This is a genomic window from Streptomyces tyrfis, assembly GCF_037034285.1.
In the GTDB taxonomy this organism is placed as follows: Bacteria; Actinomycetota; Actinomycetes; order Streptomycetales; family Streptomycetaceae; genus Streptomyces.
Map to the genome: position 1 here is coordinate 102282 of NZ_JBAGJZ010000022.1, position 21180 is coordinate 123461.

The 21180-nt window shown below is 71.6% G+C and carries 16 protein-coding genes and 3 tRNA genes; 11 read left to right on the forward strand and 8 right to left on the reverse strand.

The features are described from left to right. Positions 1–2 precede the first annotated feature (2 nt). Positions 3–1685, forward strand: coding sequence for an ABC transporter family substrate-binding protein (locus WA762_RS18725; protein WP_335936997.1), 1683 nt, complete (start codon positions 3–5; stop codon positions 1683–1685). Between the two features lie 117 nt (positions 1686–1802). On the opposite strand, the gene WA762_RS18730 is transcribed toward WA762_RS18725, so the two are convergent. Beyond that, on the reverse strand, positions 1803–2603 hold the full coding sequence (locus WA762_RS18730; RefSeq protein WP_335936999.1) for an aminotransferase class IV family protein: 801 nt from the start codon (positions 2601–2603) through the stop codon (positions 1803–1805). Between the two features lie 90 nt (positions 2604–2693). On the opposite strand from WA762_RS18730, the gene WA762_RS18735 reads away from it, so the two are divergent. Next, complete coding sequence (locus tag WA762_RS18735) at positions 2694–3323, forward strand: NADPH-dependent FMN reductase (RefSeq protein ID WP_335937001.1); 630 nt, start codon at positions 2694–2696, stop codon at positions 3321–3323. A 123-nt stretch (positions 3324–3446) separates the two neighbouring features. Here the strand turns inward: WA762_RS18735 and WA762_RS18740 are convergent, their stop codons facing one another. After that, positions 3447–4190 (reverse strand): SanA/YdcF family protein, encoded by a 744-nt coding sequence (locus tag WA762_RS18740; protein ID WP_335937003.1) that lies wholly within the window; start codon positions 4188–4190, stop codon positions 3447–3449. 375 nt (positions 4191–4565) lie between these two features. Here WA762_RS18740 and WA762_RS18745 point away from each other — a divergent pair, with 375 nt between their 5' ends. From WA762_RS18745 to WA762_RS18760, 4 genes are all read left to right on the forward strand, one after another. Next, positions 4566–5969 (forward strand): deoxyguanosinetriphosphate triphosphohydrolase, encoded by a 1404-nt coding sequence (locus tag WA762_RS18745; protein ID WP_443080627.1) that lies wholly within the window; start codon positions 4566–4568, stop codon positions 5967–5969. Positions 5970–6139: 170 nt separating this feature from the next. Continuing rightward, positions 6140–7399, forward strand: coding sequence for an NAD(P)/FAD-dependent oxidoreductase (locus WA762_RS18750; protein ID WP_335937007.1), 1260 nt, complete (start codon positions 6140–6142; stop codon positions 7397–7399). Between the two features lie 260 nt (positions 7400–7659). Then, positions 7660–9579 carry a DNA primase gene (dnaG, locus tag WA762_RS18755; protein WP_335937009.1) on the forward strand — a complete coding sequence of 640 codons (1920 nt, stop codon included), beginning with the start codon at positions 7660–7662 and terminating at the stop codon, positions 9577–9579. Between the two features lie 344 nt (positions 9580–9923). Then, positions 9924–11045 (forward strand): RNA polymerase sigma factor, encoded by a 1122-nt coding sequence (locus WA762_RS18760; protein ID WP_443080625.1) that lies wholly within the window; start codon positions 9924–9926, stop codon positions 11043–11045. Positions 11046–11327: 282 nt separating this feature from the next. Here the strand turns inward: WA762_RS18760 and WA762_RS18765 are convergent, their stop codons facing one another. From WA762_RS18765 to WA762_RS18780, 4 genes are all read right to left on the reverse strand, one after another. After that, on the reverse strand, positions 11328–13259 hold the full coding sequence (locus WA762_RS18765; RefSeq protein WP_335937011.1) for an ABC transporter ATP-binding protein: 1932 nt from the start codon (positions 13257–13259) through the stop codon (positions 11328–11330). After that, positions 13259–14992, reverse strand: a complete 1734-nt coding sequence (locus WA762_RS18770) for an ABC transporter ATP-binding protein (protein WP_335937013.1) — start codon at positions 14990–14992, stop codon at positions 13259–13261. Before WA762_RS18770 ends, WA762_RS18765 begins: the two co-directional genes overlap by 1 nt. Positions 14993–15433: 441 nt before the next feature. Further along, entirely contained in the window at positions 15434–16879 is a 1446-nt protein-coding gene (locus tag WA762_RS18775; RefSeq protein ID WP_335937014.1) for an FGGY family carbohydrate kinase, read from the reverse strand. Between the two features lie 165 nt (positions 16880–17044). Beyond that, positions 17045–17350 (reverse strand): YtxH domain-containing protein, encoded by a 306-nt coding sequence (locus tag WA762_RS18780; RefSeq protein WP_335937032.1) that lies wholly within the window; start codon positions 17348–17350, stop codon positions 17045–17047. Between the two features lie 194 nt (positions 17351–17544). Here WA762_RS18780 and WA762_RS18785 point away from each other — a divergent pair. The 3 genes from WA762_RS18785 (at position 17545) to WA762_RS18795 (ending at position 18047) form a co-directional block, all read left to right on the forward strand. Next, a tRNA-Asn gene (locus WA762_RS18785) sits at positions 17545–17617 on the forward strand. A gap of 5 nt (positions 17618–17622) precedes the next feature. Then, positions 17623–17695: transfer RNA gene (locus tag WA762_RS18790), tRNA-Asn, on the forward strand. Positions 17696–17973: 278 nt separating this feature from the next. Next, positions 17974–18047 (forward strand) — tRNA-Ile (locus WA762_RS18795). A 454-nt stretch (positions 18048–18501) separates the two neighbouring features. On the opposite strand, the gene WA762_RS18800 is transcribed toward WA762_RS18795, so the two are convergent. Continuing rightward, positions 18502–18927 (reverse strand): hypothetical protein, encoded by a 426-nt coding sequence (locus WA762_RS18800; protein ID WP_335937016.1) that lies wholly within the window; start codon positions 18925–18927, stop codon positions 18502–18504. Between the two features lie 199 nt (positions 18928–19126). On the opposite strand from WA762_RS18800, the gene WA762_RS18805 reads away from it, so the two are divergent. Then, positions 19127–19810, forward strand: a complete 684-nt coding sequence (locus WA762_RS18805) for an SUMF1/EgtB/PvdO family nonheme iron enzyme (RefSeq protein ID WP_335937033.1) — start codon at positions 19127–19129, stop codon at positions 19808–19810. Here the strand turns inward: WA762_RS18805 and WA762_RS18810 are convergent. Then, a complete protein-coding gene (locus WA762_RS18810; RefSeq protein WP_335937018.1) occupies positions 19805–20233 on the reverse strand; it encodes an NUDIX hydrolase in 429 nt (142 codons plus the stop codon). The two genes, WA762_RS18805 and WA762_RS18810, sit on opposite strands and share 6 nt — an antisense overlap. 44 nt (positions 20234–20277) lie before the next feature. Between WA762_RS18810 and WA762_RS18815 the strand changes: the two genes are divergently transcribed. Then, the gene (locus WA762_RS18815; RefSeq protein WP_335937019.1) at positions 20278–21171 is read left to right on the forward strand and encodes a sugar phosphate nucleotidyltransferase; all 894 of its coding nucleotides are present in this window, start codon (positions 20278–20280) and stop codon (positions 21169–21171) included. Positions 21172–21180: the final 9 nt, after the last annotated feature.

Consider the following 21180-nt stretch of genomic DNA (forward strand, 5'->3'; position numbering starts at 1 on the left):
CCATGCGCGCAAGACTGTCCCTGCCCCTCGCCCTCGTCGCCGCCGTCTCGGTCGCCGCCACCGCGTGCGACGCCTCCCCGGGGAAGGACGCGGCCGGCGGGGCGAAGAAGGACGCCCCCGAGGCGGCGTCGGCCGTGGCCGACTACAACCCGACGCCGTACGACCGGATCAAGGACGGCGGCACCTACACCACCGCCGGGACCTTCGACGACCAGGGCAACCCGTTCAACGTCAACGCCACGCTGACCGCGTCCCGGATCTGGGCCTGGTACAACGCCGACGCGATCACCTACTCGCCCACCGGCGAGGTGCAGTACAACCCGGACTACTACAGCGATGTGAAGGTCTCCGTCGAGGGCGGGAACCAGACGGTCACCCTGACCATCAACCCGAAGGCCGTCTTCAACGACGGCACCCCGATCGACTGGACCGCGATCGAGGCCACCTGGAAGGCCAACAACGGATCGAACAAGGCGTACGACGCCTCGACCACCGACGGCTACGACCAGATCACCTCGGTCGGCAAGGGCGAGAACGCCAAGCAGGCCGTCATCCGCTTCAAGGGCGTCAACGCCTCCTGGACCACCCTGTTCAGCACCTTCCTGCACCCCGAGGCCGCCACCGTCGAGAACTTCAACAAGGCCTACGTGAAGAAGGCCCACCCGGAGTGGGGCGCCGGCCCGTACACGGTCGGCGCCTGGGACACCCACTCGGGCGGCGTCACCTTCGTCCGCAACCCGAAGTGGTGGGGAAAGAAGGGCAAGCTCGACAAGCGCGTCTACGTCAACCTGGAGCAGACCGCGGCGATCAACGCCTTCAAGAACGGCGAACTCGACTACACCTCGGCGGTCGACGCGGAGAGCCTCAAGCAGGTCAAGGGGCTCAAGGGCACGGAGATCCGCAGCGGCGGCAGCCCGTTCGAGTACTCGCTCTACTTCAACACGAAGTCGTCGAACCTCTCGGAGACGGCCGTCCGCAAGGCCATCCAGCAGAGCATCGACCGCCCCCAGATCGCGAAGATCCAGTTCCAGGGGCTCGACTACCAGGAGCCGCTGCCCGGTTCGGCGGTGCTCTACAGCTTCCAGAAGGGCTACCAGGACAACGTCTCCGCCGTGCTGAAGTACGCGCCGGAGGAGGCGAAGAAGACGCTCGACGCGGCGGGCTGGAAGCCCGGGAGCGACGGGGTCCGGGTCAAGGACGGCAGGAAGCTCGAAGTCGGTTACACCATCCTCGGCGACGACCCGCTGGACAAGGCCGTCGCCGGCGCCTTCGCCGCGATGCTGAAGCCGGCCGGCGTCAAGCTCGTCATCAAGAAGGCCGACACCGCGGACTTCTCCAAGATCCTCAGCGAGCGCAGGTTCGACCTCTTCCTGTCGGGGAACCGCTCCATGGACCCGTTCGGGGCGCGCTACCTGTGCGACTTCTACTGCTCGGACCGCGACTCCAACCTCACGGGCGCCGGCACACCGGCCCTGGACAAGGAGATCCGCGCCACCACGGCGATAGCCGACCTGGACGAACAGGTGGCGGCCGTCAACAAGGTCGAGCGGAAGGCGCTCCGGCAGTACGCCTTCCTGCCGCTGTTCAGCGGGCCCTCGACCTACGGCGTGAAGAAGGGGCTCGCCAACGTCGGCGCCACCATCTTCCACAGCCCGCTGCCGGAGACGATCGGCTGGGAGAAGTAGGCCACGCCCCCCGGGCCGCCCGCGCCACGGGCGGGCGGCCCGGCCCGGCGCGATCCGGCGTGCCGGGTGGCCGTGCGGGCGGGCCCGGCGCCGGTGCCGCGCCCCCGCGCCGGTGGGTCAGACGGTGTCCCGGGGCGCGGCGTCGTACGCCCGCGCGAGCCGCTCCATCAGCTTCTCGTCCACCGCGAACTCGACGTCGTCCACGCACCGGACCGGCGCGATGCCCTGCGAGTTGGTGACGAACGCGGACCGGAACGCGCCCAGCCCGTCCAGCGTCACCGGACGCCGCACGGACGCCTGCCCCGCGCCGGGCAACTCCCGCTCCAGCAGGGCCATGGTGATGCCGAGCAGCGCGGGGGCGTCCGGCCAGACGACCGAAGCGCCGTCCCAGAAACCGATGTTGTGGATCGCGCCCTCGGTCACCGTGCCGCCCGGCCCGGTCAGCAGCGCCTCGTCGAAACCGGACCGGGCGGCGAGTCGCCCGTAGTACGTCTGGCCGAACTCGCCGGGGCGCTTGATGTGCGGCACGGTCCGGGTGTACGGGACCGACATCACGCGGTACGGCCGAGCGGGCTTGCGGGCCGGCGGGCGCACCGTGACCATGACGGTCGTCTCCGTCCCGTCCGGCGGCAGGAAGCCGTGGACCCGGACCGAGGCGTCCCGGGTCCCGGCGCCGTCCAGCGCGTGCCGGACCAGCCCGCGCACCCGCTCCCCGTCCAGGGGGAGTTCGAACAGCTCCCGGTTGGCGGCGTCCAGCCGGGCCAGGTGCAGCGCGAGTCCGCGCACCTTTCCGTCCCTGACCTGCATGGCCGTGAAATGCCCATAACCGTGGAACGCCGGAATTCGAAGGTCCGCTTCGGTCGCCGGGCGGCCGTCGAACTCGGCGTAGGGAATGGGGGCGGGAGCGGGCGTCGTCATGGGGTCCACCGTATGCGGTGCGGACCGGCGAGCGCCCGGCGCGGGAACGGGACTTGACCTCAACCTTGGTCGAGCCATCAGTCTCCTCGCATGGACCTCATCGCAGCACACCCGTCCCCCCTGTCCGCGACCGCCGCCGCCGAGCCGCCCCTGAAGACCGCCGTCGTCCTCGCCAGCAACCGGGAGGGGCGGTTCGCCCCGGTCGTCGCCGACTGGTTCCTCTCGCGCACCGCGGAGCGCGCGGACATCGCGACGGACCTGGTCGACGTCGCCGACGCCGGCCTCCCGACCGCCCTCTCGTACGCGCCCGACGCCGACGCGCGGGCCCGGGTGGCCGCCGTCTCCGCCCGGCTGGCGGAGGCCGACGCCTTCGTCGTCGTCACCCCCGAGTACAACCACTCGTATCCGGCCCCGCTGAAGAACCTGATCGACTGGTACCGCGCCGAGTGGCAGGCCAAGCCCGTCGGCTTCGTCTCGTACGGCGGCGTCTCCGGCGGGCTGCGCGCCGTCGAGCACCTGCGCCAGGTCTTCGCGGAGCTGCACGCCGTCGGCATCCGCGAGACGGTGTCGTTCGCCTACGCGGGCGCCCTCTTCGACGACGAGGGCAGGCTCCGGGACCCGGCCGGCTGCGACGCGGCGGCCAAGTCGCTGCTGGACCAGCTGGTGTGGTGGGGGCGCGCGTTGCGCGACGCCAGGGCCGCGCGCCCCTACGGAGCCTGACGCCCGCGCGAGCGGCACGGGCGGGACGCGTCCGGTGCGGGAGAGGGGAGTCCGGAGTCCGGCGGCGCGGGAGGGGAGCCGCGCGGCACGGGAGGGGACACGGGCGTACGGGACGGGGCCGGGCTACCGGCGGCCGTCCGCGGCCAGGGTCTCCCGCTCGTCCGCGGCCAGGGCCCGCTCGATTCCCGGCTCCTGCGGGCCCAGGAAGCGCGGTTCCGGCTTGAAGGCGGCCTCCAGGGCCGCCTTCCCCGCCGCGAACACCTCGCGCGCCCCGCCGTAGTACCAGGTCGTGTCGTGCACGGCGTCGACGCCGACCCCGTAGGCGTCGATGCCGGCACTCCGGCACAGCGTGATCGCCCGGCGGATGTGGAATCCCTGGGTCACCAGCACCGCGCGGTCGACCCCGAAGATCTTCTTGGCCCGGACGCACGAGTCCCAGGTGTCGAAACCGGCGAAATCGCTCACGATCCGCTGGTCCGGCACCCCGTGCGCCTTGAGATACGTGCGCATGGCGTCCGGCTCGTCGTACTCCTCGCTGCCGTTGTCGCCGGTCACGAGCACGGCCTTCACCTTTCCGGCCCGGTACAGCTCGACGGCGGCGTCCAGCCGGTGCGCCAGGTACGGCGTCGGTCTGCCGTGCCAGAGCCCCGCCCCGAACACCACGGCGACCTCCCGCGCCGGCACGTCCGCGGTGGTTCGCACCCGGGCGTCGGCGGCGGTGTACATCCAGGTCACGGGGGCCAGCGCGGCCACGCACGCGACCATCGCCGACTGCGCCAGGCGCCGCTGCCCCCGCCGGGTCCGGGGCCACCGGGGCCGCAGCCGCCCCAGCCACCGCACCGGCCGCCCCGCTCGTCCTGCCCGCATTCGGTGTTCCTCCGTGGTCCTGGCCTGCCAAGGTGATCTCTCACATGATCGGACGAGAACCACGGAGAAAAGGTTCTCCACTGCTCGATTCTGCTGAATCCATTGCTTTCGCCACCGTTTCCGAACAGGTACGGGGCGTCATCCGGAAGGGCCCGGTCCGCCTTGGGCGGACCCTCCGGAGCGCCGGATCGTCTCCCCGCGTTGTCGGTCGGGACAGCCCTTAGTGTCGGAAGCATGAGCGGCAAAGACGGCAAGGGCGGCCAGGGCGGCACGGACCACGCGAACGCGATGGATCGCACGAAAGGCGCGCACGGCCCGGACGCGACGCGGCGTGCGCACGGCCCGGACGCGACAGGACGCGCGGACGGCGCGGATGTGACGGGCCGTACGGGCGGCACGGACGACGCGGACTGCCCGGACGCCGGGGACCCCGCGCCGGAGACCCCCGGCGCCCCGGGCGCGTACGGACCGTACGGCCGGCCGGGCGCGCACGGCACCGGGCCGGCCCCCTACCGCGCCGCCGACGCCGAGCGCTGGGACACCGAGCCGGACAAGCGCCCCGGCCGCACCGCGTTCCAGCGCGACCGCGCCCGGGTGCTGCACTCCGCCGCCCTGCGCCGGCTCGCCGGGAAGACCCAGGTCGTCACCCCGGGCACCCGCAGCCGGGCCTGGGACGCCAGCCCCCGGACCCGGCTCACCCACTCCCTGGAGTGCGCCCAGGTCGGCCGCGAGCTCGGCGCGGCGCTCGGCTGCGACCCCGATCTCGTCGAGACGGCCTGCCTCGCCCACGACCTCGGACACCCGCCCTTCGGGCACAACGGGGAACAGGCGCTCAACGACTTCGCCTCGGACTGCGGCGGCTTCGAGGGCAACGCCCAGTCGCTGCGCCTGCTCACCAGGCTGGAACCGAAGCGGTTCGTGCCCGACACCCGGACCGGGGCCCTGGTCAGCGTCGGGCTCAACCTGACCCGCGCCTCCCTGGACGCCGCCACCAAGTACCCGTGGCCGCGCGGCGGACGGCCCGGCGACCCCGGCTCCCCGAAATTCGGGGTCTACGAGGACGACCTGCCCGTCTTCGCCTGGGCCCGCCACGGCGCCCCGGCGGGCCGCACCTGCTTCGAGGCCCAGGTCATGGACTGGTCCGACGACGTCGCGTACTCGGTGCACGACTTCGAGGACGGGCTGCACGCCGGGCACATCGACCCCAACTGCCTGTACGCCGAGCCCGAGCGTGAGGAGATCTGGGCGGTCGCCATCGGCCGCTACGTCCCGGCGGACACCGCCCCGGAGGAACTGGCCGAGGCCCTGGACCGGCTCATCGGCCAGGACTGGTGGCCGCACGGCTACGACGGATCCGCCGTCGCCCAGGCCCGGCTGAAGGACGCGACGAGCCAGCTGATCGGCCGCTTCTGCCTCGCCGCCGAGAGCGCCACCCGGCGCGCGTACGGCACGGGGCGGCTCGGCCGGTACGCCGCCGCGCTCGTCGTCCCCCGCGAGGTGCGCAACGAGTGCGCCGTGCTCAAGGCGGTCGCGAACCGCTACGTCATGCAGCGCGCCGAGCAGGAGGCGATCCGCGCCGAGCAGCGGGTCGTCATCGCGGAGCTCGCCGCCGCGCTCACCGCCCGCGCCCCCGAGGGGCTGGAGCCGCAGTTCCGCGCCCTGTTCGACGCCGCCCCCGACGACCGGGCCCGCAAACGGGTCCTCGTCGACCAGATCGCCGCCCTGACCGACGCCTCGGCGCGCTCCCTGCACGAGGCGCTCACCGCCCCTCGCCGCTGACCCCCGTCCGGCCGAGGGCGCCGCCCCCTCCGGCCGGTCACGCACGGTTCCGCGGGCCCCGGCCACGCACCGTGCGTGACCTGATCGGAGGACACCCTCTTTCGCCTCAACGCCGGGTGCGGGACGCTCGCATTCGGGCCCCGCGAAAGCGAGCATCGAGGAGGCAACAAGTGGTCGACGCACATCAGACCTTCGTCATCGTCGGCGGAGGGCTGGCCGGAGCGAAGGCGGCCGAGACCCTCCGCGCGGAGGGCTTCAGCGGCCGGGTGATCCTGCTCGGCGACGAACGCGACCATCCCTACGAGCGGCCTCCGCTCTCCAAGGGCTATCTGTCCGGCAAGGAGACCCGGGACAGCGTCTTCGTCCACGAGACCGCCTGGTACGCGGGCGCCGAGATCGAGCTCCACCTGGGCCAGACCGTCACCGCCCTCGACCGGGTGGACCGCTCCGTGCGCCTCGGCGACGGCACCGTCGTCCACTACGACAAGCTGCTGCTCGCCACCGGGGCCGAGCCGCGCCGCCTTCCCGTTCCGGGCACGGATCTGGTCGGCGTCCACCATCTGCGCCGGCTCGCCCACGCCGACCGGCTGCGCAACGTGCTGACCTCGCTCGGCCGCGACAACGGCCATCTGGTGATCGCCGGGGCCGGCTGGATCGGCCTGGAGGTCGCCGCCGCGGCGCGCGGCTACGGGGCGGAGGTCACCGTCGTCGAGCCGGAGCCCACCCCGCTGCACCAGGTCGTCGGCCCCGAGCTGGGCCAGATCTTCACCGAGCTGCACCGGGACCACGGCGTCCGCTTCCGCTTCGGCGCCCGCCTCACCGAGATCGTCGGCCAGGACGGCCTCGTCCTCGCCGTCCGCACCGACGACGGCGAGGAGCACCCCGCCCACGACGTGCTCGCCGCGATCGGCGCCGCCCCGCGCACCCATCTCGCCGAGACCGCCGGGCTCGCCATGGCCGCGCGCAAGGACGGCGGCGGCATCGCGGTCGACGCCTCCCTGCGCACCAGCGACCCGAACATCTACGCCGCCGGGGACGTCGCCAACGTGGCCCATCCGCTGCTCGGCGGCCGACTGCGCGTGGAGCACTGGGCGAACGCGCTGAACACCGGCCCGGCCGCGGCCCGCGCCATGCTCGGTCAGGAGGTGAGCTACGACCGGGTGCCGTACTTCTTCTCCGACCAGTACGACCTGGGCCTCGAATACTCCGGCTGGGCGCCGCCCGGCAGCTACGACCAGGTGGTCATCCGGGGCGACGCGGGAAAACGCGAGTTCATCGCCTTCTGGCTGAAGGACCAGCGGGTGCTGGCCGGGATGAACGTCAATGTGTGGGACGTCACCGAGAGCGTGCAGCAGCTGATCCGGTCCGGACGGCAGACCGACCCGGACGCGCTGGCCGACCCGTCCGTGCCGCTGGCCTCCCTGGGCTGAGCCCGCCGGCCCGCCCGGTCCGGGACGTCGTGCTTCCCGGACCTGGGACCGGCCGGGGCCGCCCGGCGCCGGGCACGCCGGCACCGCACCGGACCGGGCGGGACCGCCGCCGCCCGGCCGGCCCGTCCCGCGCCCGCAGGCGGCTCCCGCCCGGCCGAAGGCCCCTTCTGCCGGGGCGCGCGGCTCCCCGCCGCGGGGGTCTTGCGGATCACAGCGGCGGGCGCGGCAGGACTGTCCCACCCCGACCGTAGAATTCACCCGTGGCAGGCAGGATCAATGACGAGGACGTGAAGGCGGTACGGGACGCGGTCCCGATCGACGCCGTCGTATCCGAGTATCTCCAGCTGCGCAACGCCGGCGGCGGCAACCTGAAGGGCCTCTGCCCGTTCCACGACGAGAAGTCCCCCTCCTTCCAGGTCAGTCCGAGCAAGGGTCTCTTCCACTGCTTCGGCTGCCAGGAGGGCGGCGACACGATCGCCTTCGTGATGAAGATCGACCACCTCTCGTTCTCCGAGACGGTCGAGCGGCTCGCCGCCAAGGCGGGCATCACCCTGCGCTACGAGGAGGGCGGCTACAACCCCTCCCACCAGCGCGGGGAGCGGATCCGGCTGGTCGAGGCGCACAAGGCGGCCGCCGATTTCTACCGCGAGCAGCTGAACGGCCCGGAGGCCGAGATCGGCCGGAAGTTCCTCGCCGACCGCGGCTTCGACCAGGCCGCCGCCGTCCACTTCGGCATCGGCTACAGCCCGGTCGGCTGGGACCACCTCACCCGCTATCTGCGCGGCAAGGGCTTCACCGACCGCGAGCTGATCACCTCCGGCCTCTCCCAGGACGGCCGGCGCGGCCCCATCGACCGCTTCCGCGGCCGGCTCATGTGGCCGATCAGCGACACCTCCGGCGACGTCGTCGGCTTCGGCGCCCGCAAGCTGCGCGAGGACGACAACGGGCCGAAGTACCTCAACACCCCCGAGACCCCGATCTACAAGAAGTCCCAGGTGCTCTACGGCATCGACCTGGCGAAGAAGGAGATCGCGAAGGCCAGCCGGGCCGTCGTCGTCGAGGGCTACACCGACGTCATGGCCTGCCACCTCGCCGGGATCACCACCGCCATCGCCACCTGCGGCACGGCCTTCGGCGGGGACCACATCAAGATCCTGCGGCGGCTGCTGATGGACAACGGCAGCGCCCGGGTGATCTTCACCTTCGACGGCGACGCCGCCGGTCAGAAGGCCGCGCTGCGCGCCTTCGAGGACGACCAGAAGTTCGCCGCCGAGACGTACATCGCGATCGCGCCGGACAACATGGACCCGTGCGACCTGCGCCTGGTCAAGGGCGACGAGGCCGTCCGCGATCTGGTCGAACCCCGCACGCCGCTCTTCGAGTTCGCGCTCCGCCAGATCGTGGGCCGCTACGACCTGGAGACCCCGGCCGGGCGCGGGGCCGCGCTCGACGAGGCGGCGCCCGTCGTCGCCCGGATCAAGAACAGCTCCTCCCAGCACGAGGTCGCCGTCCAGCTGGCCGGGATGCTCGGCATCCTGGACACCCAGTTCGTCGTCAAGCGGGTCGCCCAGCTCGCCCGCTGGGCCCGCGAGCGCGGCGACCGGCGCGGCCCCGCCCCGGCGTCCGCCCGCCCCGGCGGTCCCGGCGGCCCCCGGCACCAGCAGATCCAGGCGCCCGCCGCACCCCCGGGCCCCGCCCTGCACCTGCGCAGCCCCGCCCACCGCACCGAGCGGGAGCTGCTGAAGCTGGCCCTCCAGAAGCCCGAGCTGGTCTCCCCGGCCTTCGACGCCTACGGCAGCGACGAGTTCACCGCCCCGCCGTACGCCGCGGTCCGCCAGTGCGTCGCGGAGGCGGGCGGCGCCGAGACGGGCGTCCCGGACACCCGCGAGTACCTGGCCCGGGTGCTGGACGCCGCCCCCGACGACACCGTGCGCAATCTCGTCACCGAGCTGGCGGTGGAGGTCTTCCACGGCAAGACCATCGACGAGACCTACGCGGGCATGCAGCTGGTCCAGGTCCGGCTGCGCGCCGTCGACCGCCGGATCGGCGAGGTCCAGGGCAGTCTGGCCCGCCTCGGCAGCCATGTGGCCCCCGAGCAGCTGGCGGCCGCGCAGAACGAGGTCTGGGTCCTCCAGCAGTACGCCGAGTCCCTGCGCAACCACGGCGCCGCCGCGCTCTGACCCGGCGCCCGCTGGGTACGGACGGGCGGGGCCGCGCCCTGCCTCGACGCGCCCGCCTCGTCCCGTCGCGGTTGTGCCCCGTCCCGAAGCGCTCCGTCCCGTCGCGGTCGTGCCCGGCGGCCCGTTTCGCTGCGCCCGTGAGGCGGCCCACCGCCCCGCCCGCGCATGGTTCGCGTAACCGTACGGTCACGGACCGGACTCAGAAAGTCCCCGCACGCCCCTCGTGGCGACGACGCGTCTTACCCCACACTGGGGGCGGTGCCTGAGTCATCGGAGCGCGGCCGGTCCACCCTGCGGTGGTCCCGTCCCCGCGGTCCGGCAGCGATCACCTGGAGGTCGCCCCCGTGCAGACCCGGACCGTGACCACAACCGAGCCCGTCTCGGCCATCCCCGCGCAGGACCGGGCCATGCGTCACCCCGAGGGCGCGGCGGAGCCGTGGACCCCGCCCGAGGAGGCCGGCCCCGGCGACCCGCCCGAGGCGTACGGGGACGCGCCGTCCCCGGCCCGGGAGCCCTCCGGACCGCCGGAGCCGGGCGGGCGCGCGGAGGCCACGGGGCCGTCCGCCGACCTCTTCCGCCAGTACCTGCGGGAGATCGGCCGCATCCCGCTGCTCACCGCCGCCGACGAGGTGGAACTCGCCCGCCGGATCGAGGCGGGCCTCTTCGCGGAGGAACGGCTCGCGAGCGCCCCGGACCCGGACACCCGGCTGGCCGTCGACCTGGACCGGCTGGTGGTCATGGGCCGGATGGCCAAGCGCCGGCTCATCGAGGCCAACCTTCGCCTCGTCGTCTCCGTCGCCAAGCGCTACGTCGGCCGCGGGCTGACCATGCTCGACCTGGTCCAGGAGGGCAACCTCGGGCTGATCAGGGCCGTCGAGAAGTTCGACTACACCCGGGGCTACAAGTTCTCCACGTACGCGACCTGGTGGATCCGCCAGGCCATGTCCCGCGCCCTCGCCGACCAGGCGCGGACCATCCGGGTCCCGGTCCATGTCGTCGAACTCATCAACCGGGTCGTCCGGGTCCAGCGTCGGATGCTCCAGGAACGCGGCTGCGAGCCGACCCCCGAGGAGGTGGCCGACGAACTCGACCTGACCCCGGAGCGGGTCGGCGAGGTCCTCCGGCTGGCCCAGGAACCCGTCTCGCTGCACGCCCCCGTCGGCGAGGAGGACGACGTCGCCCTCGGGGACCTGATCTGGGACGGGGACGCCGCCTCCCCGGTCGAGTCGGCCGCCTTCCTGCTGCTGCGCGAGCACCTGGAGGCGGTGCTGTCCACGCTCGGGGAACGTGAACGGAGGGTGGTCCAGCTGCGCTACGGGCTGGTCGACGGCCGCCCCCGCACCCTTGAGGAGATCGGCCGCATCTTCGGCGTGACGCGTGAGCGCATCCGCCAGATCGAGTCCAAGACCCTCGGCAAGCTGCGCGACCACGCCTCCGCCGAACAGCTCCGCGGCTACCTCGACTGACGGCTGATGGCCGGCGGCTGATAGCCGACGGTTGACGGCCGGGAACGCGCCGGACGGGAACGCGGCGGGCGGGGACCCGGCATGAACCGTGTCCCCGCCCGCTCGCCCGCCCGGACCACCGGGACCGGACCACCAGGACCAGCCCGTGGTCCGATGCCTCAGCCGCCTCAGCCGCCTCAGCCGCCTCAGCCGCCTCAGCCGCCTCAGCCGCCTCAGCCGCCTCAGCCGCCTCAGCCGCCTCAGCCGCCTCAGCCGCCCTGGTCGCCCCGGCCGCCCCGGGGGTCAGTCGACCTCGGCGACCGCCTGCGCGAACTGCGCCGAGTACAGCCGGGCATACGCGCCGCCGGCCGCCAGCAGCTCCTCGTGCGTGCCCTGCTCGACGATCGAGCCGTTCTCCATCACCAGGATCACGTCGGCGTCCCGGATGGTGGAGAGCCGGTGCGCGATCACGAAGCTGGTGCGCCCGTGCGCCAGGCGCGCCATCGCCTTCTGGATCAGCACCTCGGTACGGGTGTCGACGGAGCTCGTCGCCTCGTCGAGCACCAGGATCACCGGGTCGGACAGGAACGCCCGGGCGATGGTGATCAGCTGCTTCTCGCCCGCGCTGACGCCGGAGCCCTCGTCGTCGATCACCGTGTCGTAACCGTCCGGCAGGGTGCGGATGAAGCGGTCGGCGTGGGCCGCCCTCGCCGCCTCCTCGATCTCCTCCCGGCCGACCTCGCGCGAAGCGCCGTACGCGATGTTCTCGGCTATCGTCCCGCCGAACAGCCAGGTGTCCTGGAGCACCATGCCGATGCCCGACCGCAGTTCGTCGCGCGACATCTTCGCCACGTCGACCCCGTCGAGGGTGATCCGGCCGCCCGTCACCTCGTAGAACCGCATCAGCAGGTTGACCAGGGTGGTCTTGCCGGCGCCGGTCGGGCCGACGATCGCGACCGTGTGACCCGGCTCGACGTTCAGCGAGAGGTCCTCGATGAGCGGCTTCTCCGGGTCGTAACGGAACGACACCTTCTCCAGCGAGACGCTGCCTCGCAGCTCCTTCGGCCGCTCGGCCTCGCCCGGCGCCGGGTCGGGGCTCTGCTCCTCGGCGTCCAGCAGCTCGAAGATCCGCTCGGCCGACGCGACGCCCGACTGCACCAGGTTCGCCATCGAGGCGACCTGGGTCAGCGGCATCGAGAACTGCCGCGAGTACTGGATGAACGCCTGCACGTCACCGATCGACAGCGAACCGGAGGCGACCCGCAGACCGCCGACGACCGCGATCAGCACGTAGTTCAGGTTCGACACGAACATCATCAGCGGCTGCATGATCCCGCTGTTGAACTGCGCCTTGAACCCGGCCTCGTACAGCGCCTCGTTCTGCTCGGCGAAGTCCTTCGCGGACTCCTCCTGCCGCCCGAAGACCTTCACCAGGGTGTGCCCGGTGTACATCTCCTCGATATGGGCGTTGAGCTTGCCGGTCACCTTCCACTGCTGCACGAACTGCGGCTGCGAGCGCTTGCCGACCCTCGTCGCCACGATCACCGACAGCGGCACCGTCACCAGCGCGACCAGCGCCAGCAGCGGCGAGATCCAGAACATCATGACCAGCACGCCGACGATGGTGAGCAGCGAGTTGATGAGCTGACCCATCGTCTGCTGCATCGTCTGCGAGATGTTGTCGATGTCGTTGGTCGCCCGGCTGAGCACCTCGCCGCGCTTCGACTGGTCGAAGTACGACAGCGGCAGCCGCGACAGCTTCGTCTGGATGTCCTCGCGCAGCCGGAACACGACCCGGTTGATGATCCGGATCGACAGCCGGGTCGAGACCAGCATCAGCAGCCCGGCCACGACGTAGACCGCCAGCGCCAGCAGCAGCACGTCGCCGACCGCGCCGAAGTCGATGCCGCGACCGGGGACGAAGTCCACCCCGGACAGCATGTCGGCCAGCCCGCTGTCGGACTTGTGCAGGCCCTCGACGACCTGCTCCTTCGTGGCGCCCTCGGGCATTCGCCGGCCGATGACCCCGGCGAACACCAGGTCCGTCGCCCGGCCGAGGATCTTCGGCCCCACCACCGAGAGGCCGACGCTCAGCGCCCCGGCCGCCAGCATCGCGTAGAGCGAGGACCGTTCCGTGGCGAAACGTCTCAGCAGCCGCTTCGCCGAGCCCTTGAAGTCCGTGGAACGGTCGGTCGGCGCGCCGCCCGCCATCATGCGTCCGCCAGGCCCGGCCATTACGCGGCCTCCGCTTCCGTCAGCTGGGAGAGCACGATCTCCCGGTACGTCTCATTTCCGTCCATCAGCTCGCGATGGGTGCCGGACCCGACGACCCGGCCCTCGTCGAGCACCAGGATCCGGTCCGCGTCGCGGATCGTGGACACCCGCTGCGCCACGATCACCACCGTCGCCTCCGCCGTCTCCCGGGCCAGCGCCGTGCGCAGCGCGGCGTCGGTCGCGTAGTCGAGGGCCGAGAACGAGTCGTCGAAGAGATAGATCTCCGGCCGCTGCACCAGCGTCCTGGCGATCGCCAGACGCTGACGCTGCCCGCCCGAGACATTGGTGCCGCCCTGCGAGACCGGCGCGTCCAGACCATGCTCCAGCGCCTCGACGAACTCCTTGGCCTGCGCCACCTCCAGCGCGTGCCACAGCTCCTCGTCCGTCGCGTCCGGGTTGCCGTACCGCAGATTCGTCGCGACCGTCCCGGAGAACAGATACGGCTTCTGCGGGACGAGACCCACCGTCCCCGCCAGCAGCTCCGGGTCCAGCGTCCGCACGTCCGTGCCGTCGACCAGCACCTGGCCGTCCGTCACGTCGAACAGGCGCGGCACCAGTCCGAGCAGCGTCGACTTCCCGCTGCCGGTCGACCCGATGATCGCGGTGGTCTCGCCGGGGCGGGCCACCAGATCCACCGCCCGCAGCACCGGTTCCTCGGCGCCCGGGTAGCGGAAGTCCGCGCCCCGGATCTCCAGATGGCCGTGGGCGCGCAGCTCACGGACCGGCTCGACCGGCGGCACCACGCTCGACTCGGTCTCCAGGACCTCCTGGATGCGCTCGGCGCACACCTCGGCCCGCGGCACCATCATGAACATGAAGGTGGCCATCATCACCGACATGACGATCTGCATCAGATAGGCGAGGAACGCGGTCAGCGCGCCGATCTCCATGCCGCCGCTGTCGATGCGGTGGGCGCCGAACCAGACCACGGCGATCGACGACACGTTCACCACCGTCATCACGGTCGGGAACATCAGCGCCATCAGCCGGCCGGTGGACAGCGCCACGTCCGTCAGCTCGTCGTTGGCGCCGCGGAACCGCTTCTCCTCGTAGCCGTCGCGGACGAAGGCGCGGATGACCCGGTTGCCGGTGATCTGCTCGCGCAGCACCCGGTTCACGGTGTCGACCCGCTCCTGCATGGTGCGGAAGAGAGGGCGCATCCGCTTGACGATCAGACCCACCGCGATGCCGAGCACCGGCACCACCGCGAGCAGCACCGACGACAGCGGGACGTCCTGGCCCAGCGCCAGGACCACGCCGCCGACGCACATGATCGGCGCCGACACCATCAGCGTGAACGTCATCAGCACCAGCATCTGGACCTGCTGGACGTCGTTGGTGGTACGGGTGATCAGCGAGGGCGCGCCGAACCGCCCGACCTCCCGCGCGGAGAACGACTGGACCCGGTCGAAGATCGACGCCCGCACGTCGCGCCCGAGGGCGGCGGCGGTGCGTGCGCCGTGGTAGACCGCGCCGATGTTGCAGGCGACCTGGACGATGCTGACGGCGATCATGATGCCGCCGAACTCCAGGATGTAGCCCGTGTCCCCCTTCACGACACCGCTGTCGATGATGTCGGCGTTCAGGGTGGGCAGGTAGAGGGTGGCGCAGGTCTGCAGGAACTGCAGCAGTACCAGCAGCAGGATGGGTTTCTTGTACGGGCCGAGATGGGCCCGCAGGAGTTTTATGAGCACGCGTGTCTCTCGGAGTCGGCGGAGGTCGGGAGGCGACCCATTTTCCGGTACCCCGCAGTGAGGCCGCGAACGGTTTTGCTCAAGACCGGGTAAAAAAACAGACCGAGTACATGTGTAGTGGAAGGGGCTCCGTCACATGTACTCGGTCACGCCGTCCCGTGCGGCGCCCGCGCGCCGTCCGCGAGGCGTGTTGTGCCGCCCGCGCGCCGCGCCGTGCCGTCCGTGAGGAGCGCCGTGCCGTCCCCGCGCGCCTGCCGCTCGTGCGGGCGTGTTGCGCCGCGCCCGTGCCGCTGAGCGAGGCGTGCCGCGCCGTGCCCGTGCCGCTGAGCGAGGCGTGCCGCGCCGCGCCGCGCGTCCAGCTGTTCGCCCGCCCGCTCGCCCGCCCGTTCGCTCGCGCGTCGCGATGCGCGGTGCCCCACGGGGGCCGGATCAGGACGCGGATCAGGTCGCCGGAGCGAACGCCCCCGGGTGGATCTGGTCCCGCGTCGCCACGTACTGCTGGCGCACCGCCTGGCCGACCGCCAGGTCCTCGCCGGGTTCCAGCACCTGCGCGGCCGCGCCCTGCCAGGCCGGGGGAGTGCGCGGATCGGCGGTGCCCTGCGAGACCCCCAGCGCCCAGGCAGCCTGCCGGGCCGCGCCCAGCGCCGCGTACTCGGCCGGCTGCGGGACGACCACCTGCGTGCCGAACAGCGCGGGTGCCACCGCCTGCACGGCAGGCAGCTCGGCCGCCGCGCCCAGCAGGAACACCCGCCGCACCTCGACGCCCCGGCCGCGCAGCACGTCGAGCGCGTCGGCCAGCGAGCACAGCATCCCCTCGAACGCCGCCCGCGCCAGATGCTCCGGCTTCATCGACTCGCGCCGCAGCCCGCACAGCGTTCCCGCCGTGTGCGGCAGATGCGGGGTGCGCTCACCCTCCAGATACGGCAGCAGCACCAGCCCGGACGCGCCCGGCGTCGACTTCAGCGCCAGCGCCGACAGCTCCTCCAGCCCCTCCGCGCCCACCATCTCGGCGGTCCCGCGCAGGGCCCGTACCGCGTTCGACGTGTACACCACCGGCAGATGCATCCCGGTCGCGTCCGCGAGCGAGGTGATCATCCCGTTCGGGTCGGACAGCGCCTCGTGGTGCACCGCCATCACCGAACCAGAGGCCCCCAGCGACACCACCGCGTCGCCCGTCCCGAGTCCGAGCCCGAACGCCGCCGCCATCGTCTCGCCCGTGCCCGCCGAGATCAGCAGCCCCTCGGGCGTCGTTCCGGCGGTGTCGGAGGGGCCGAGCACCTCCGGCAGCCCGGCCTGCTGACCGAGCGCCAGCTCCACCAGATCCGGCCGGTAGGAACCGGTGGCCGCCGACCAGTAGCCGGTGCCGGACGCCGCGCCCCGGTCGGTGGTCCGCCGGGCCGGACGCCCCAGCAGCTGCCACACCAGCCAGTCGTGCGGCTGGAGCACCGCGGCCACCCGCCGGGCCGCCTCCGGCTCGTTCCGGGCCAGCCAGCGCAGCTTCGCCACCGGCTGCGTGGCCTGCGGGACCATCCCGACCGCGTCGGCCCACGCCCCGCGCCCGCCCAGCAGGTCGATCAGATCCGCCGCGGCGGCCTGCGCCCGCTTGTCGTTGCCGACCAGCGCCGGCCGCACGGGCGCGCCCTGGTGGTCCAGGGGAACCAGGCCGTGCTGCTGCGCGGAGACGCCGATGGCCTGCACGCCTTCGAGCAGCCCGCCGCCGGCCGCCTCGCCGAGCGAGAGCAACCACGCCTGCGGGTCGACCTCGGTGGCCTTCGGTTCGACGGGGTGGGCGGCGTAACCCCGGCGCAGCACCGCGCCCGTGTCCGTGTCGCAGACGACGATCTGAGTGAAGGCGGAAGAGCTGTCCAAGCCGGCGACTATCCCCATGCACACGATTCTGCCGCACCGCGGGCCCCTCTCCGTACCGCCGGCACGGCGGCGCCGGGAACCGCCCCGCTCAAGCGCCGCCGCCGTCCCGGGAGCCCGCGCGCCGCCGCCGTACGCTGGGCCCGCGCGCCGCCGCCGCCGTCCCGGCGGGCCGGGCTCCGGCCCTCACGTGTTCGAGGTGCCCCAGTCGTCCTCGCCGTTCCGCGCCCGGCCCCGGTTCCGCAGCGAGCGCACCCGGGCGGTCACCGAGGCGGGCGCCTTCTCCTCGATCTTGCCGCTCACCGTGTGGCAGGCCCGGCCCGCCAGATCGCGGCCGCTGCGCGCCGCGGACTCGGCGGTGTTGCGCACGGCCGGGTTCTGGGCGAACTGGCGCGCGGACTTCTTCAGCTGCTCGTAACGCTCGCGCCCGGCCCGGGTCCCGATCACGTACCCCAGGGCCAGTCCGGCGATGAACGTGAGCCGGTACCGCATGGCTGCCACCCTTCCTTGCTCAGTGCGCCGCTCCGTGCGACGTGTGCTGCCCGCTTACCCGCGGGCACCCGAGATCACCCCGGGGGATACCGATTGGCAAAGCACCCCCCTGCTTGCGCTAATGTATGTGTCGCAGCGAGCGCGCGCCGCCCGGCAGTAGCCAGGAGGGCGGGAGCTCGGTGCAGATGTGCCAATCCCCTGTAGCTCAATTGGCAGAGCAGCCGGCTGTTAACCGGCAGGTTACTGGTTCGAGTCCAGTCGGGGGAGCGCGATCCCCTGTAGCTCAATTGGCAGAGCATTCGGCTGTTAACCGGAGGGTTACTGGTTCGAGTCCAGTCGGGGGAGCAGATCGGAAGAGGACCCTGCGGGGTCCTTTTTCGCATGCCCGCGTCCGGGTCTCGCCCGCCCACGCCCGGGCCGGCGCCCGACCGGCCGCGCCGCGACCCGGTGGTGCGGATGGGGCGTAGGTGACTCTTTCGCGTGTACTTCGCCCCATCCGGAACCCGGCAAGGGGGTGCCGGGGTCTTCATGGTCGTGCGAAGCCGACCATCCGGAGCGAGAGATCGTATGACCGGCTATGCTGCGGCAGACGGCGCGCACACTTGTACGCGCCACGCCGAAAAGGGGCGGTAGCTCAGCCGGTTAGAGCAGCGGACTCATAATCCGTCGGCCGTGGGTTCGAGTCCCACCCGCCCCACTCAAGCAGAAACGTCGTGACCTGCGGAAATGGCCTCAAGGGGCTACTCGGACGGTAGCAAACGCTGCACAAACGCTGCACCGACTCACCGTAGGCTCCTTCGTATGGCATACATCAGGACCAACGAGCGCATCAGCGGTGACCCCTCCTACACCGTGATGTGGCGGGCCGGCGGTTCGCGAACGGGCAAGACTCAGCGTGAGACCTTCGATGACGAGGGCGCGGCGAGAAACGTTTCTGCGATTTCGTCAATGGTCACGGACAGCAATGGCCGCCGGGCTGGATCAAGGGGGTCGGATTCAGCGAGCCGGACGAGGAAGCCGTGCCGGAATCGCACTGGTTCCGGGTGTACGCCCACGCCCATGTGGCCCTGTTGACTGACATATCGGACCACACGCGAATCAACTACACCCGATTCATCGACCGCCACATGATCCCTTGGTTCGGCGAGCTGTCAGTGTCGGATCGGGGTCCCAAGATCACTCATGATCACGTCAGCCAGTGGATTCTGGATCTCAAGGACGGGAAGCCCGGACCCTTCCACCCGCCGGGAACCAAGCGCCGCGCCTATGCACGGAAGACGATCGCCAACTTGCACGGGCTGCTCTTCGGCATCCTTCAGTCGGCCGTCGATGCCGATCCGGCGCTGCGAGACTCGAACCCCTGTGCACACACCAAGCTGCCCAAGGCAAATGACACCGAGGACGACGAGGTGTTCCTCGAACCAGAGGAGTTCGCTCTCCTGCGAACGCACATTCGCGCTGACGCGATCGACATCGTCGATGTTCTGGTAAGCACTGGCCTTCGGTGGGGAGAGGTCACGGCTCTTCAACGCCGAAGTCACCCAGAAAACGGCAGAACTGGTCACCGCGTCGGTCACCACCACCCTCAGCCGGGCCCGGCAGTCGCTCGCATCCGAAACCACGGCGACGGTAGCCCACTGGCTCACCGGCGACGACCTGTACGAGGTACACGAGCCCACAGCCCGGCCCAGCCGCCGAGTCCGGCCGGAACCGGCCCGCCAGAGGACACCCGAACCGGCATACCGCCAGGCCGAGGACGTCCAGTGGCGCAACCTGCTGGTCACCAACGCGGAAATGGCCGAGTTCCTGACCATGCTGCACGCGGGCGGCGCGCCGAACTCCCGCCACGGAAACCACCTGTTCGCCTGCCCGATGCCTTACGAGCGCGGCGGACGCCTCCACTACGAACCCGCCGACCGGCGATGGCGGGTCAGCCGCGGATACGAGGCGCACCCCGCCTACTGGGTCACCTGGATCGGGGCGGCGCTCATGGCCGCATGGTCCGGAGCACGCCTGCCCACCCGTGCCGAAGCGCTGCGTGCGACGAAGGGAGCCCGCGCGCACAACGCTGACTACTTCGTAGGCGACGCGTGCTCCGTCGCGGAACCCGGGCTGGGAGACCGCGAGATCCACCACGCGATCGGCAACGTACAGATCTGGTGCGCCGACGGCCCCGAACAAACTGAAGCGCAGCCTGTCCAGCGGTACTTGTTCGGAGCGGCCTGGAACACCCCGAGCACCGAAGAGGCAGTGACGGCCATCCGCTCTCGCTATCTGCTGGGCTCCTCGCGAGGCGTCGGCATCCGCCTGGTGCGCGACCCCCGCACCACGGACGCCGCCCGGCTCGGGGCATGGGAGCTGGCACACCGGATCAACCGCTGGACCGACGCCGTCGACAACTCCGCACGAACCACGCCGGGCGGGCTCGACCGCCTGCTGCTCAGCACGCTGGGCTCATAGACCGATAGCGGACTTCGGCCCCATGTACGACCCGGCGCCCGGGAACTCGTCCCGGCACAGCTTCACGAACAGGTCACTGAATCCCAGAGCGGGCAAGTCGTCCAGCGCCACGAACTCGACGCCCCGAATCGGCCGACTGTCCGCGCCCTCCTCGACGACCCCGATCTCCCCGCCGACAAGGCGGGCCTCGAAGGTGATGTGAACGACGTGAGCACCCGCGTTGTCGCACAGGTACAGCAACCGGCCCACCTCCACCTCGGCGCCGGTCTCCTCCCGCATCTCCCTGACCAACGCCTCTTCCAGCGTCTCGCCGTCCTCGACCTTGCCCCCGGGCAAGGACCAGCTCCTGGGACCGTCCGTGTCCTGGTTCAGCAGCAGAACCCTGCCGTCCTCGATGACGATGCCCGTCACGCGTGTGTGCATCCGCCGACGCTATCGCCCGCGGACCCGGTTCGAAGGGGAGAACGATGAAACAGCCGTCACCCTCTGGGGTGCCGCCCGTCGTGATCGCCGCAGGAGGACTCGGAACGCGGGTAGGTTCCTGGTCCCCGTACCTGCCCAAGGAACTGCGCCCGGTCCGCGGCCGACCGGGACTCGCCCACATCCTCGACGAAGCCGCCGCCACCGGGAGCCGCCACGCTGTAGTGATCCACCACCCGTACTACACGCCCCTGATCGAATGGACCCGTCAGGTCCTTGCCCCCGGGGCCCTGGCTCGCTACCAGACACTCACCAACCAGCCTCTGGAGCAGCCACCGCCCGCCGAAGCCCTCCAGCTCGACTTCATCGCCCAGCACGGCAGATACGCCGATGTCACATCCGTACTGAACGGTGCCGAACACCTGCGCACCAGGGAGTTCTACGTGGTCTTCGCTGACAACGTCGACCCGACGCACGCGGCGCTGCTCGCCCTCGCCACAGCGACCTCACCGGGAACCCCTGCGGTGCTCGCCACACCGTTCGACACGGACGCGGCGCGCCACTTCGGTGTGATCGTCTGCTCGGGCGAAGGCCCAGTGCGACGGATGCGGCGACTGGTCGAGAAACCGGACCGCGAGCACTCGATCCGGCTGGAGGCCGAGCACGGGGCCGCCAACCTCCGCCTCCTCCAGGGACGGGTGCGGGTGACCCCAGGGCTGCTGCACCACCTGGCCGCAGCCGTGCACGGGATGGCCGAAACGAAACTCTCCCTCGCGCTGGCCTCTTACGCCCGGTCCCACCGTGTCGACGTCGTCACCAGCACGCGGCCCTTGACGGACCTCGGCATGCCGAGCCGCGAAGAATCCGATGGCAAGGGCAGCATGTGTGCGGCTCTGCCTGTGTGGAACCAACTCGGCTACCGCCGGGCCGCTGGACGGTAGTGCCGCGTG